10 protein-coding genes and 1 pseudogene are annotated in these 14077 nt (G+C 46.3%); 10 read left to right on the top strand and 1 reads right to left on the bottom strand.

Features of this window, described 5'->3' with window-relative positions; all coding sequences use genetic code 11:
- The 9 genes and pseudogenes from Q0140_RS04065 to Q0140_RS04025 all read left to right on the top strand — a co-directional run.
- Positions 1-426, top strand: a pseudogene (locus tag Q0140_RS04065) (acetyltransferase); the annotation flags it as partial.
- 255 nt (positions 427-681) lie between these two features.
- The gene (locus Q0140_RS04060; RefSeq protein ID WP_297962147.1) at positions 682-1266 is read left to right on the top strand and encodes a hypothetical protein; all 585 of its coding nucleotides are present in this window, start codon (positions 682-684) and stop codon (positions 1264-1266) included.
- Positions 1267-1620: 354 nt separating this feature from the next.
- Positions 1621-3903, top strand: a complete 2283-nt coding sequence (gene metE / locus Q0140_RS04055) for a 5-methyltetrahydropteroyltriglutamate--homocysteine S-methyltransferase (RefSeq protein WP_297962145.1) — start codon at positions 1621-1623, stop codon at positions 3901-3903.
- A 179-nt stretch (positions 3904-4082) separates the two neighbouring features.
- Positions 4083-4844 carry a hypothetical protein gene (locus tag Q0140_RS04050; protein WP_297962143.1) on the top strand — a complete coding sequence of 254 codons (762 nt, stop codon included), beginning with the start codon at positions 4083-4085 and terminating at the stop codon, positions 4842-4844.
- 1622 nt (positions 4845-6466) lie between these two features.
- Positions 6467-8026, top strand: a complete 1560-nt coding sequence (locus Q0140_RS04045) for an MBOAT family O-acyltransferase (protein ID WP_297962141.1) — start codon at positions 6467-6469, stop codon at positions 8024-8026.
- Positions 8027-9331: a DUF459 domain-containing protein gene (locus Q0140_RS04040; RefSeq protein WP_297962139.1), complete on the top strand. Its 1305-nt coding sequence runs from the start codon at positions 8027-8029 to the stop codon at positions 9329-9331.
- Positions 9324-10376 carry a GDSL-type esterase/lipase family protein gene (locus tag Q0140_RS04035; protein ID WP_297962137.1) on the top strand — a complete coding sequence of 351 codons (1053 nt, stop codon included), beginning with the start codon at positions 9324-9326 and terminating at the stop codon, positions 10374-10376. The genes Q0140_RS04040 and Q0140_RS04035 overlap by 8 nt, the downstream gene beginning before the upstream one ends.
- Positions 10377-10738: 362 nt before the next feature.
- Positions 10739-11449 (top strand): metallophosphoesterase, encoded by a 711-nt coding sequence (locus Q0140_RS04030; protein ID WP_297962135.1) that lies wholly within the window; start codon positions 10739-10741, stop codon positions 11447-11449.
- A gap of 151 nt (positions 11450-11600) precedes the next feature.
- Positions 11601-11834, top strand: a complete 234-nt coding sequence (locus Q0140_RS04025) for a SelT/SelW/SelH family (seleno)protein (protein WP_255349569.1) — start codon at positions 11601-11603, stop codon at positions 11832-11834.
- Between the two features lie 280 nt (positions 11835-12114).
- On the opposite strand, the gene efp is transcribed toward Q0140_RS04025, so the two are convergent.
- A complete protein-coding gene (gene efp / locus Q0140_RS04020) occupies positions 12115-12681 on the bottom strand; it encodes an elongation factor P (RefSeq protein ID WP_005871146.1) in 567 nt (188 codons plus the stop codon).
- Positions 12682-12769: 88 nt separating this feature from the next.
- On the opposite strand from efp, the gene Q0140_RS04015 reads away from it, so the two are divergent.
- The gene (locus Q0140_RS04015; RefSeq protein ID WP_297962133.1) at positions 12770-13510 is read left to right on the top strand and encodes a hypothetical protein; all 741 of its coding nucleotides are present in this window, start codon (positions 12770-12772) and stop codon (positions 13508-13510) included.
- The last annotated feature ends 567 nt before the right edge of the window (positions 13511-14077 follow it).

Here is a 14077-nt window from a genome sequence, read left to right as displayed (position 1 = left end):
CCTAATATCTTAAAATTTTCTACTGTAGATATAGAAACAGGTAAAGAGTCTTGGAATCCACTGGCTGTTATAGGCTATGATATTGAAATCGGTGAGGATGGGAAAAGTGCTAGCATAAATGGCGAGTATATGTTACCTAGTGCCGATCCCGAATATCTGATTCATAACGGCAAAAAGATACCGATCAACACATATTATCAAGTGAGCGAGGTAAACGGTAAGCTCGTTAAATTATCTAAGCAATTAGATAAGAATTCCGATCTTTATGTGATATTCTTACCGGACTACGAAAGAATATTGATTTTAGATGAAAAAGTCTTTGAATCGACTTTCATTCAGCTCTTCGTGCTAGAAAATTACGACAAAGACTTGTTTGAGCCGATTTATCTAAGCAATTCGGCGCGGATTTATAAGCTACTAAGATAGTGTAGTCTAAAATTATATATGAAGTTAAACTAAAAATTCTACGCCTGAGCCTCGTATCTAAAAGTCAAGAAGAATTATTCGCGAAGTTAAGAGGCGGTTTTGTATTGCGTAAAATTTGTCATATATTAGAAAGAGAAATCGTTCTAATAATTTTAAATTCATTTGATGCTCATATCTCAGTGCATTTACCTTAAATTTACACGCGGTTTCGCTCTAGCTCGCTACTATTGCGTTACTTTTTTAAAAGGAGTAAAGATGAGAAATTTAGTTGCAAAAGTGGCGCTTCTTAGCTCTTTAGCTGCAGTAAGCGCGATGGCGGAGGGTCTTTTCATAGGCGGCGAAGGCGGATACAATTTCAAAAACCAAGCTGCAGGTTTTGATGACGGACAGCCGCAAATCGGTGTTAAAACCGGATATGACTTCGGCACGTTTAGGGCCTACGGCGGGTATTTTTACGGATTTAAGGGCGAGGATTCCAGCTCGAATGCCAATTCGAAAAGAAAGGTTAAATGGAGCACGCACGATTTCGTAGCCGGTGCGGATTTTACGCCGGAGCTTTTCGGTAGATTTAAGCTCGTCCTAGGTGCTTACGCTGGGCTTTCGGTGCTAGATACTGAAGTTAAAATAGACTATAGCAATGGCGGCTGGGTTAGAGCGGACGATACGCTGGGTGGCTTCATTTTGGGCGGCAAGATAGGTGCTGCGTATGAGTTTGGCTCCAATAGCGAGATTGAAATGGGCTTTAAAGCAAGCAAGGCGTGGTACAAAGACGGCGATTATATCGAAGATAACGACGGTAAAAAATACGGCGTTTACGCAGGATATAATTATAAATTCTAAGAATTTTCATATTTGAGGCATTGCACTGCTTTCATAGAGCCTTGATGCTCAGTGGCTTTGCGGTGTGTCAGGTAAGGCTAGTTTCGTCGCAAGGCTTTACTAGGTTTTAGTAGAATCTTGCGATGAGGTTTAAATTATGATGAATTTAACGCCTTTAAATTCAATCCTAAAATTTTAACTTACGGAATTCCGTCGATAAAAATTCCATTTCAGATTTTATCGAGAAATTCCACCCCTGCGCTTTTGGATAAAATTTCGTTCATTTTAGAGATTAGATTAAAATTTTAATGACGGCAAAAGAAATTTTAGATAAAATCAACATTTTCATACCAAAATTTTACTCAAAGGATAGAGATGAAGAGTTACGTTACGGGCTTTCCGCGTATCGGAGAGCAGCGCGAGTTAAAGAAGGCTTTAGAGAGCTATTGGGCGGGCAAGTGCGATTATGACGCGCTGGAGCGGGTCGCCTCAGAGCTAAAAGATCGCCACATCAAATATCAGCTGGATGCTTGGAGCGGCTTAATTAGCGTAAACGACTTTTCATACTACGATCTGATGCTCGATACCAGTGTGCTTTTCGGCGTGATCCCGCAGCGTTTTGCGGCTCTTTCGGCGCATGAGCAGTATTTTGCGATGGCGCGCGGCAGTAAAGACGCAGTCGCGATGGAGATGACGAAGTGGTTTAACACAAACTACCACTATATCGTGCCTGAGATCTCGGCGTATACGGAATTTAGCCTAAATCCTAGTAAAATTTTAAGCGAGTACAAAGCCGCGAAAAATAACGATTTTAAGGATTCCTGCGAGCTAAAGATAAATTTGATCGGACCTATCACCTATCTTGCGCTTAGCAAATCAAGCGACAAAAGCGATCCGCTCGCGCACCTGGGCGCTCTTTCCGCGAAATACGAGGAGCTGCTAAAGCTTCTTAGCAAGCTTGATAGCGAGGTCGTAGTGCAGATCGACGAGCCGATCTTCGTGACGGATCGCGCGGCTGAGCTCGTGCCGAAGATCGCACCGATTTATCAGCGCCTAAGCAAGGTCGCAAGCAACGTAAAAATCATCTTTATGACCTATTTCGAGCACGCGACCGAGGCCGTACGCGAGATAGTAAAGACCGATGTTTGGGCGATCGGACTCGATTTTGTTTACGCAAGCGAGGAGAATATCAAAAAAGAGCTTCAAGCTTTAAAAGACGCTAAGACCGTGCTCTTTGCGGGCGTGATCGACGGGCGCAATATCTGGAAGAGCGACATCGACAAAAAGCTAGCTCAGCTCAAAGCTATCGAGGCCTACGTACCTAAAGAGCGCATCTATGTGGGTACCTCCTGCTCGCTTTTGCACGTGCCTTTTACGCTAAAATATGAGGACAAACTAAGCGCCGAGATCAAATCCTGGCTAAGCTTTGCGGTCGAAAAACTAAGCGAAATTTCGATTTTAACCCATCTTTTCTTTGAAATTCCGATGTGCGAGCACGGCATGAAGGCTTACGAACAGAATCAAAAATCCGCCAAAACTCGCGCTAGCTCGCCTCTAATTCACGATGAGCGAGTGCAAAGCCGTGCCGCAAATTTAAATAAATTCGAGCGCGCCGATCGCTACGAGGATCGCATCAAGGTGCAGAAAAAGGAGCTAGGCTATGGAATTTTACCTACCACTACGATCGGCTCCTTTCCTCAGACTGCCGAGCTTCGCCAGGTTCGCAACGCCTATAAAAAGGGCTTAATTGGCCGCGAAGCCTACGAGCGTGACATCAAAGCCTACATCGACGACTGCGTTAAATTTCAAGATGAGATTGGTCTGGACGTGCTGGTTCACGGCGAGCCTGAGCGTAACGATATGGTCGAGTATTTCGGCGAGCAGATGAGCGGATACGCATTTAGTGCCAACGGCTGGGTGCAGAGCTACGGCAGCCGCTGCGTGAAACCGCCGCTACTTTTCGGCGACGTGAGCCGCCCAAAACCGATGACCGTGGAGTGGATCAAATATGCCCAAAGCCGCACTAAAAAGATTATGAAAGGCATGCTAACGGGGCCGGTGACGATGATGAACTGGAGCTTCGTGCGCGACGATAAGCCTCGCGAGCAGATAGTAAAACAGCTTGCGCTTGCGATTTTTGATGAAATTTCGGATCTGCAAGACGCGGGTATCAAGATCGTTCAGGTGGACGAAGCTGCGTTTAAAGAGGGCTATCCGCTTAGATCCGAAAACATCCCTGCGTATGAAAAATTTGCCGTTAGTGCCTTTAAGCTCGCTGTCAGCGCCGCAAGTGCTCACACACAGATCCATACACATATGTGCTATTCGGAGTTTAACGACATAATCAAAACGATAGAGGCGATGGATGCCGACGTCATAAGCATCGAGACCGCTCGCAGCGGCAACGAGCTGCTTAAAATTTTTAGATCGGTCGGCTACAAGCAGGAGGTCGGCCCCGGCGTTTACGACATCCACAGCCCGCGAATTCCTAGCGTACATGAGCTCGTAAGCCAGATCCGCGCGCTGCTTGAGGTGCTTCCGAAAGAGCAGCTGTGGATCAACCCGGACTGCGGCCTAAAAACTCGCAAATGGGAAGAGGTGGAGCCGAGCCTAAAAAATATGGTCGAAGCGGTTAGGATCATCCGCGCAGAGGCATAAATTTCGCGCAGAACGGACTTTGCTGCCAGGCAAATTTCCACCCAGCAGCCGTTTTTGCGATAAAATTCCGCGCTAAATTCTATTTCAAATTTCAAGGTCCGATCGGCGCGGAATTTTAAAATTCGGGCTTTTGAATTTAGCATTTGTCGTTTTTATAATCAAAATTTTTAGGAGCAAAAATGAAAGTAAAAGTATTTGCTGGCGCGGCTATTGCGGCGTTTGTGCTGTGCGGCTGCGGCGAGGATAACGTAAAGATCGTCAAAGAATATACGCTGCCGCAACAAAAATCCATGACGATCGGCAATGCAATCGACGGCTCTAGCGAGTGCAAGAAGGTCTCTTGGCAGGATATCAGCGTCAAAAATAGTATCCAGGCGGTGAAGATGACTTGCGAGGTAAGCGCTGAGGTGTTAAAAGCGGAATTTGACAAGGCTAACGCAGCCTATGAAAAGGCATATGCTTCGGAGGCGGAAAGCAAAGAAAAGCGTTTGCAAAATAGTTTAAAATACGCGTCTGATAGTTATGAAAGGTTAAAAACGCAAAGCTCGCCGCAGTTTGATAAAGATAAAATTCTGCAAACCGCGAATAAGTTTTGCAAATTTGACGAAGAAAAGAGTAAAGGCATTTCGTTTAGCGCTCCGGTTAAATGCGACGACGACGCCCTACAAAAGGAAGTCGCAGACGTTTATAAGCTCAATGCGAATAGTTGGAGCTATGCTAATTTTTTAAATTTGATAAAAGATGTCGCCGCAAGCTCCCAAAGACCGGTGAACGTGCTATTTATCGATAAGCCTATGCAAATCACGTCGCGCCAGATAGAGATAAAATTCATCGTAAATACCGATAAGAGCGTCAATGTGGATCGAACTGCGATTATGATCGAAGATGGCAGCGCCAAAGAGATCGGAAGTGGAATTTTAAGAAAATTTTACAAAAGATAGCGTTTTGATTGTACTGCGCCGCGAGCGCTAGCTCGGCGCTCGGACAGATCCTGCGAGCGAGCGGTAGCTCTAAATTTTGCGGCAGCGAGCTACCGAATTTTACTGCACGAGTTTAAAAACAGCGACGCGAAATTTTATCGTGCCCGCTTCGAGGACAGGTTGCCGAAGCCGCGTATTCCGACTAGGTCCTGCGCGATATGCAGAGCGTTTATTTCGAGTATGGACCGCTAAAACAGCTGCGCGAAATTTTACTTCGAGCGAGTATTAAAAGGTAGTATGAAATTTCACCGCGTCTGCTTGGCAAGCATATTTGATAGCTGCTAAGTAATACGGCGATGTGAAATTTTGCGCGAGATTTACGGATTTCTCAGTTGGGCAGGCGCGGGATTTTTTTAAAATGCGGCGTAAAATTTCATCTCGACTGCTAGCTTGAAATTTCATTGCAACTATTCGCTTTGCTTGAGACGCGGAGCGTAAATTTCATTGCGATTGCCCTGAAAGTAGGCTGGGGCAAGCGATAAAATTTTAAAATTTTCGCAAATTAATTCTTGCGCGCACAAACCTCGCCAGCCGAATAAAAAACGCTGAAATTTGCAATTTTACGCGGCGCTTTATGAACTCGCGCCGCTAAATTAGAATTTCAAAACGCGAGCCAAAGCCGGTATCGTTGCGCTAGAAATTTTAAATTGCAAATTAAAATTTACATTATCTCGTTAGAATGGCTAGATTGCGAAGCGAGATTCGGCTCTGCTACGTTAAATTTCAGCTCAAACTAAAATTTATGTAGCGCATTAAATTTACGACTAATTTCGCCTGGCGAGCCTGAAGTTGCGTCGCGCTAAAACCAAGTCTAGAGCCAAAATTTTACGACGCGAAGCTCATTGATTTTAACTTGTGTTTTTTGCAAGAAAGAGCGAGGCTGGCGCAAGGCGCATTTACGCTGCCACAAAATTAAAAGGGGCTTTATGGCGGCGCAGGTCTGCAATTTGCAGTAAAAATTAAAAGCTATGATTTTGGCTCATAAGGCGCAGCTTTTAGATGGTTTCTATCACGCCTTAAAGTGAGATTTACTTAGTAATTTCGCGCGATAGATTTTAACGGGCGGAATTTTATTATCGCTGCAAAATTTTTGGCTTTTAAAATTTTGCTTTGTAGAATTTTAGCCCTCATAGTTGTGATGAAGTGGCTCATATTATTTCATAAGATTTTAGCGGCGTCGCGCGCCTAATTTATATAGCATGATCCAAGGCGCTTATTTTGAAGTCCTGCGGGTAGAACCTATGAGACTGCGTTTGCGAGCTTTTGTAAGAATTTGATGGCAAACCGCTCAGCGCGTTTAAAAATTTTATTCGTGCGTCGAGCTCTCATTTGGATTTTAAATTTTGCTATTGTGGCGGAATTTTGCTCACGTGGCAAGGGCTTGCTGCAAGCTGTCCGTGAATCTAAGGATTTGGACGCTAGATTTATTAGAGCGTTTAGCGGCGCAATGCCGTGCCTGCGCATAAAATCTCGCGTTGCAAGCGATTAAAAAAAGTTTTTGGCTTTTTCGCTTCGTATAAATTTCGCGCCGTGAGCGTCTAAAAGCCCGCAAGAGCTTTAAAAATTTAAATTGGAAAGATTGAATGACATTTTTTTCGCCCGAGTTTGTCCTTGCTTTTTTAGCGTTTTTAATCGTTTATTGGACGCTCAAAAATCATATTTTCGCGCAAAAAATCCTGATCCTGTTAGCAAGCTATGGCTTCATGTGCTCCGTAAATCCACGCTTTGCGCTGGTGCTTGCAGCCTATAGTGCCTTCGTATATTTTGCAGGGGTGTGTATCGCGCGCGCCAATCGCGTAGTCGCGAAAACCATACCGCCCGCAAAGCAGTTTTCGCACAAGAAAAAGCTCTCGCGTAAAGCGGCAACCAAGCAGATGAGCGCAACAAAACAAGCTGGCATAGCAAAGCAGGTGCAAAAAGCGGGGTTAGCGAAGCAAATTCCGTTACCAACTGCGAAAGCGCGTGCGGTGATGCTTGCGGCAGTTGCTGGCGGCTTATTTTTTCTCGCGTTTTTCAAATATTACGGCTACGTCAGGGAGTTTTTCAATGCCGCGCTTGCCGCGCTGCACCTAGGTGCCGTCGATAGCGTGGCGTTTCCGCTTGGAATTTCATATTATGTTTTTATGTCGATCACCTATTTCGTCTCGGTTTATAGGCGCGAATGCGGCGAGCAGGGCTTTTTGAGCTTGGCGTGCTTTTTGGCATTTTTCCCCAGCGTCGTGATGGGTCCTATCGGGCGCGCTAGCGCTGCCAAGGGCGTAGAGCCAGTACTGCCGCAGTTTGATCGCTTCAAGCACTTTGGCAATGCCGATGAAATTTATGTGCTTATAATTTTTGCCTTAGTTAAGTTGCTGCTTATTAGCGGCTATTTGGGCGCGTATTATAGCGATGTGATTTCAGGCGTTTACGGCGACGAGCCTGAGTCCTCCGCGGCGCAAATTCTAGCTGCACTGCTGCTTTATGGCGTGGTGCTTTATACGAATTTTAGCGGCTTTATCGATATGGCGCGGGCTCTTGGGCTTGCGATGGGCTTTAAGCTGCCGCAGAATTTTAATATGCCCTATGCGGCTAAGAATTTAGGCGAGTTTTGGGATCGCTGGCATATCAGCTTATCCACGTTTATACGCGATTATATTTATATCCCGCTTGGTGGCTCGCGCAATGGCTTTGCGCGCACCTGCGTAAATTTGCTAATTGCGTTTGCGCTATCTGGTATCTGGCACGGCGCGGGATTAAATTTTTTGATTTGGGGGCTTTTGCACGGAGCAGCGCTTGTGTTTTTAAAATGTCTTGCCAAAGTGGGCGTAAAGCCGCTAAATCCGTATTTGGCACTATTTTGTACCTATATTTTTGTAAGTTTCGCTTGGATTTTTTTCGCCAATTCCCTTCCAGATGCGGCGGCGATTTTGAGCGCTTTTACCCGCGCGCGAGTTTTCGGAGATATTAGCGAGCTAGCGGTGCTTGCGGTGATTTTAGCGGGGATTTTTGTTTATCCTAAAATTTCAGCTCTTAAAGATACTTTGATCGCGCTTTTTGCCGAGCTGCCGTTTTTACCTAAAGCTCTCGCGCTCGGCGTGATATTCACGCTAATTTTCGCGCTGATGCCAAGCGGAATTCCAAATTTCATCTACGCAGGATTTTAGATGCTTAGGTTTGTTTCGACTCTGCTTTTTGCGCTGCTTTTCTCGGCATTTTTTATGCAAGGATCGCTGCTTTATTATTTGGAGCAGCGATTTCACGATGATTTTGGGCTGGAAGAATGGCTGCGCCGCTCGCCGTTTCGCGTAGGCGGAGAGATCTACGAAAAGATTGCAAATGGCGCAGATAAGCTTGAGCAGCGTATCAAAGGCGAGGACATTAGCAAGGATGAGGACGCAAGTCCGCATAGCGGAAGCAAAAATTTTAAAAAATCTGCGCAAGATCGCATGGCGGAAAATCAAGCTTTGCAAAGTGTGCGAGATCACGATGCTTCGCAAAGCGTTAAGTCGCAAGGTAGCAAGCCGCAAGCCCATGCCGCGAAGAATTCCTCTTTAAATAATTCTACGCATCATTTAAAGACGCGCGATTCTGCGCAGGGGCCTTACGCACAAAATTCCGCTTCTAAAAATTCTACTTCGCAAAATTCCGTGTCACAAAGCCTGGCTACAACAAGCTCTGTGCCGCGCAGCTCCGCTGCGTCGCAAAATCCCGTCACGGCAAGCGCAACCTTGCAAAGCGGCGAAAATTCCGATTCTCAACTCCCTGCTACGCAGGCCTTGGAGCAGAATTTAACGGTGCAAAGCTCCGCGGAGATCGATGCTAAAATTTCGCTTAGCGACGATGGCAAAATCCGTCTAAATGCAGGCGATGAGGTGCTTTTTATGGGCGATAGCCTGATGCAATACGTGGGGATGAATGCTAAGAAATTTTTCCCGAAGCGAAGCCTGAGGGTGATCGATCTTAGCAAGCAATCTACGGGGCTTGCGAGTAAGAAATCCTTTGACTGGCAAAAGACGCTCGATACCGCGCTTCGCGAAAACGGCGGCGTTAAGCTCGTAGTCGTGCTGCTGGGCGCCAACGACGTCTGGGAGTATCGCGCAGGAGGTAAAACTTATGGCATTAAAACGCCGCGCTGGCGGGAGTTTTACGCCTCAAGAGTGCGCGAGATCTACGATACGGCGCACTCGCACGGTGCGGGAGTGCTGTGGCTAGCGATGCCGTGTATGCAAAAGCCGGATTTTGAGGAGAAAACGCAGCTGCTAAATCAAATATATGCCGACGCTAGTATGGCGCTTGGCGGGTATTTTATGCAAACAACCCCGCTGGTGTGCGAAAAAGGCGTCTATAAAACCTATCTGCAAAGCGGCTCCAAGCTCGTGCGCGTGCGCCAAGACGACGGCATTCATATGAGCAAAGAGGGTTGCGAAGCGGTAGCGAAAGAAATTTTATCAAGGATTGAAGTTGAGTAAATTTATAGTGATTTTATTTGCCGCATTATTGGGCGGATGCGCGGCAAACGCAGGCGTCCGCGGCATAAATTCCGCAAATACAAAAAGCTCTGCGGGCTTTGGAGTGAAATTTTTTGGCGATTCGCATTTAGGAAGCGACGCGCTGATAGATGCTTTCAGACATGGTTTTTTCGTGCAAAACAGCGTCGGCTTCGTGCCTGCAATGATGCCTAAATATCACAAAAGCGAAAATATAGAATTTAAGCAAAGCGGCTTTAATGTAATCTCATCCCGCACCGAGCAAGACCCCGATTTCCCGCTATGCGGAGTGATCGCTACCGGCAAAAAGGGCGCTAATGTGCGACTGGAGCTAAAGCAGCTTAGCGGCGATTTTTACGTCGAAATTTTACATAAATCGGATCAGGGCGGCGAGATTTTTCGCGTGCGCGATGCAAGTGGGCTAAGCGCGTATATTTCGCAAGAAGTGCCGCAGAAATGGGAGTATTCTAAGCTGCGACTTAGATTTCCGATCGAAATTCGATCGCTGCGTGACGGAGCAGAGCTTGGAGGATATAAAATTTATCGTAAAAACGCGCGCTTTGCGGACTCTTGTGCGAGCAACGGCGCGTTTAGCAACCTCTACGAAAAATGGGGTGCAGATGCCTTTGGTAGGGATTTTTCAGGACTTAAATACAATCTCATAGTCATCGCTTATGGCACAAACGACGCGATGGATCCGAAATTTGACGAGCAAAAATTCTACCAAAGCGTCCGTGGGCTGCTTCGCTCCGTCCGCTCTGCAGCTCCTGGTGCAAAAATCCTGCTCGTAGCGCCGCCGCGAAGTCCTAAAGTGCCAAACGCCTCACGCGCTGCGGAGGTGCTAGCGCATCTAGCGCGAGACGAAGGGGCGATGTTTTACGACATAGCCGGTCTTATGGACGAGGATGGCGGCTGGCGCGGCTGGCGCGAGCGCGGGCTGATCCGCCCCGACGAAATCCACTTGCAAAAAGAGGGCTACGAAAAAATCGGCGCAGCGCTGGCGACGAAATTGCGCGGCAGGCTTTAAAATTAATCTTTAAATTTAGGCGGCTCGCCGTAAAATTTACAAAGTTCGTCGCTAAATTTAAAATTTAGCGGCAGTAAGCAAAGCTGCGCCTACTTGGATTTCGCCGCTTAAATCTGCGCCGCGGAATTTAAATCAGAAGCTGCGGCTTTAAATTTACGCGTCGATAGGCTTGATGCCTGTGCTTTTAAAATATGTCGCCCAAATTTACGCTTTTAATTTGGATTAAATTTATGTGGTTACGGCTAGGGGCGAAAGGTCTGTGCGGTGTGCGCTGCGTAAAATTTAGCGCTTAAAATTTCATTCGCATGGGTTGCGACAAAGCGCGGCGAGTTAAATTTAAGAAAGCAAAAAAGGAGAGGCAGATGATATATCTTTGCGGCGATACGCACGGCATAAACGAGATCGGCAAAATAACAAACAAGGCTTTTGCGGGCGGGCTTAGCGCCGATGATTTCGTCATCGTGCTCGGGGATTTTGGGCTGTTTTGGAGCGAGCGGATAGATGAGTTTATGGCGCGCAAAAATATAGAAAGATATTTCCCCGCCACGCTTCTTTTTATCGACGGCAACCATGAAAATTTCGATATGTTGGATGAGCTGCCGCGCAAGCGGAAATTCGGCGGCACCGTGAGCGTGGGCGGCGAAAACATATTTTGGCTGCGGCGCGGCGAAATTTACGAGATTGCAGGGCGACATTTTTTGTGCTTCGGCGGTGCGCTTAGCGTCGATAAGGCGCATCGGATACCGGGGCTTAGCTGGTGGGCGCGCGAAATTCCGAGCGAGGAGGAGTTTGCTTGCGCGATGCAAAATGCGCGCGATTTCATCGCCTCCGGCGGGCGAATAGACGCGGTGCTGAGCCACACGGCGCCGTGGTTTGCGATGAAATTTTTAAAAGAATACCTTTGGTGCGGCAAAAGTACCCCCGATAAGACGTCTGAGTATTTAGAGCGGATCTTTGAGCTCGTAAGGCCCGCGCGGTGGTATTTCGGACACTTTCACGGCGATAAGAAATTCCATGCGCGAGACTGCGATTTTTATCTCTGCTACGATGAAATTTTAAAATTTGAGGACTAGCCTTGAGCCCGCAGCAGCAAAATTTAGAGCTTTGCAAACTGCGAAATATGCTCGTAAATTTTAAATGCTGAGGCGCGCGAAATTTTAGCCTTTATATTAAAATTTAAGCTAGTTCTGCTAAAATGTGGCACTTTTTTAGAAAGGAATAAAGATGAAGGTTGTAATTACTTATTGTAATTCTTGATCTTATAGACCGCAAGCTCTCCGTGTGAGAGATGAAATAACAGGCGTCTATAAGGATGCAGTTGTCGAGTTGGTCCCTGGTGGCAGCGGAGACTTTCTAGTAGAAGTTGACGGCAGAAAGCTTTTCTTCAATAAAGATTTTGCTAAGCCTCGTTTCCCAAGTGAAGGTGAAATTTTAAATCTAATTAAAGTTGCAGCCTAGCTCAAAGCCCGAAAGCGGGTCGCAAGATTTGCTTTCGGGCGTTTTTTATACTCAAATTTCAATTATCCCTAAATTTAATCGTAAAACCATCCTAAATTTTGCAAAAATCAGCGCTGCGTAAAATTTAGACTAAATTATCCCGCATTTCGGCGAATCCAAAAAGTCATTTTAATTAAAATTTACGTGACGGTCGCGGTTTAAATTTATCGCTCGGAGTTTATAAATTTCAAAAGAAAGAGGAAATTTTTGCGAAATCAAAATTTCGCAAAAACAGGGGGGATTATTTATTTGCGCGCTCAATATACTCGCCGCGGACGGTGTCAACGCGGATGACCTCACCTTCGAGCACGTGAAATGGGATCTGTACCACGGCGCCGGTCTCAAGCGTGGCGGGCTTTTTGTTGCTGCCCTGCGTATCGCCGCGGAAATTTGGCGCAGTTTCTACGATCTTAAGCTCCACCACCTGCGGCACATCCACGCCGATCGCCTTGCCGTTGTAAAACATTATATTTACCATCATGCCATCTAGCATCCATTTTTTCGCCTCGCCCACATCCTCGTCGCTGATCGCGATCTGTTCGTAGCTATCAGTATCCATGAACTGACACGCCTCGCCGTCATCGTAGAGATACTGCATCTCTTTTTCCTCAAGATTCGGCGCTTCGCATTTATCGCCTGCGTGGAAGGTCTTTTCAAGCACCTTGCCATCGATGAAAGATTTTATTTTAACGCGCACGAAAGCTGGCCCTTTGCCCGGTTTTACGTGTTGGTATTCTATGATTTTAAACGGAATTCCGTCCACCTCGATTTTTAGACCTTTTTTTAGATCGCCCATTGAATAAGCCATAAATTTCTCCTTAAATTAATGAGGCGCGATTATAACAAATTTTATTTTAAATTGATATAATTGGCGAAATTTTAAGGGGAGGGAAGCTATGAAAAAACTCATCTACGTTTTGGCCGCGTGTGCGGCTTTTGTGCTCGGTGCGAATGCGAACGAAGCGGAGTTCGTAAAAAACCTAAAGCAAAGTCTAAATGATAAAAACGCTCAGCTCATCTCGATCGACAAGCTAAACTCGCTAAACGGGCTAAATTTACTAATCGTCCGCTCTGGCGATAAAAAAGAGGCATTTTTGGTTAGCGACGACGGCAAAAGTCTAGTGGCGGTAACAGAGGAGCCTAAGCTTGCAGACGGGGCGGATGCGGCGCTATTTAAGATGAGAACTCAAATTTTAAAGGACGCCAGGGACGCCGCCGCACTTGAGCTGCTAAAAAGCATAAATCCGGCGAGATTTGCTTATATCGAGTCGTTTGATAAAAATAATCCCTACGTGACCTACATCGTGGGCGATCCGGAGTGCCCGTATTGCGCCGAGGAGATGAAGAGGATCACGAAGTATCTTCGCAACAGCAACGTAAAATTGATCTTTGCGCCAGTGCACGGCAAGAGCGCGTTTATCAAATCGGCGCTGGTTTTAAAGCATCTAAAAGCCCTCTCGCCGAGCGATCAAAAGGGCGCGATCGACGTGATCGAGAAATACTACGACAAGAACGTGCAGGTAAGCGATGCGGACGTCTCAAAAGCCGAGCTTGACGCCGTGTATGCGGACACTAAGACGCTGTTTTCAAAAGGCGTGATCAAATCGGTGCCATATGTGATCAAGGTGAAAAAATAGTCTAAATTTACAGAATTTGAAGTGCGAGGTTTGTTTATGAATAGTTGCGTTTTTGCAGTGGCGCGAGTTTAATTACATATAGCAAGTGTTTGCTTATCAATAGTCGCGGGAAATTCGTAAGTGGCTGATTTGTGCGTGGGTGACGTAGCCGTCCAAACCTGTGCTAAAATTTAGTGATAAAATTTTAAAAACTCGCATTTGGCGCTTGGCGAATTTTCTGCTTGCAGATTGTGTTTAAAATTTGCTGCCATAGTGCGCCTCTAATGGCGCGCTGTCTGACTATCCATAGCGCTGCCGTCCGCTCAACATACCTTCATGCTGTCTATCGATAGCGCGTCTGTCATGCCTTGTGCTTACCCATGCTCTGCCTGTGCCGCCCGTAGATAGCGTATCCGTCGGTAGCACCCCACTCATTTCTTGCGGCATACCATACGTGCACGGCACCGCTCGCTCGCGCCATATTCTAGGCTTTTTTGGCGTGCAGTTTAAAGTAAAATTTTAAAATCTTCGAGCGAAAAGAGTAAAATTTTATCGCTTTTTAGACTTTCTAGTTCGCCGCTAAAGCCG

This window comes from uncultured Campylobacter sp., assembly GCF_938045405.1.
In the GTDB taxonomy this organism is placed as follows: Bacteria; Campylobacterota; Campylobacteria; order Campylobacterales; family Campylobacteraceae; genus Campylobacter_B.
Note: the sequence above shows the minus strand (reverse complement) of the source record. Positions and strands in the feature narration are given on the sequence as shown.

Coding starts and splice junctions, on each gene's coding strand:
- efp (WP_005871146.1), bottom strand. CDS start 12,681: ATGGCTTATTCAATGGGCGATCTAAAAAAAGGTCTAAAAATCGAGGTG.
- metE (WP_297962145.1), top strand. CDS start 1,621: ATGAAGAGTTACGTTACGGGCTTTCCGCGTATCGGAGAGCAGCGCGAG.
- Q0140_RS04040 (WP_297962139.1), top strand. CDS start 8,027: ATGCTTAGGTTTGTTTCGACTCTGCTTTTTGCGCTGCTTTTCTCGGCA.
- Q0140_RS04015 (WP_297962133.1), top strand. CDS start 12,770: ATGAAAAAACTCATCTACGTTTTGGCCGCGTGTGCGGCTTTTGTGCTC.
- Q0140_RS04030 (WP_297962135.1), top strand. CDS start 10,739: ATGATATATCTTTGCGGCGATACGCACGGCATAAACGAGATCGGCAAA.
- Q0140_RS04045 (WP_297962141.1), top strand. CDS start 6,467: ATGACATTTTTTTCGCCCGAGTTTGTCCTTGCTTTTTTAGCGTTTTTA.
- Q0140_RS04050 (WP_297962143.1), top strand. CDS start 4,083: ATGAAAGTAAAAGTATTTGCTGGCGCGGCTATTGCGGCGTTTGTGCTG.
- Q0140_RS04060 (WP_297962147.1), top strand. CDS start 682: ATGAGAAATTTAGTTGCAAAAGTGGCGCTTCTTAGCTCTTTAGCTGCA.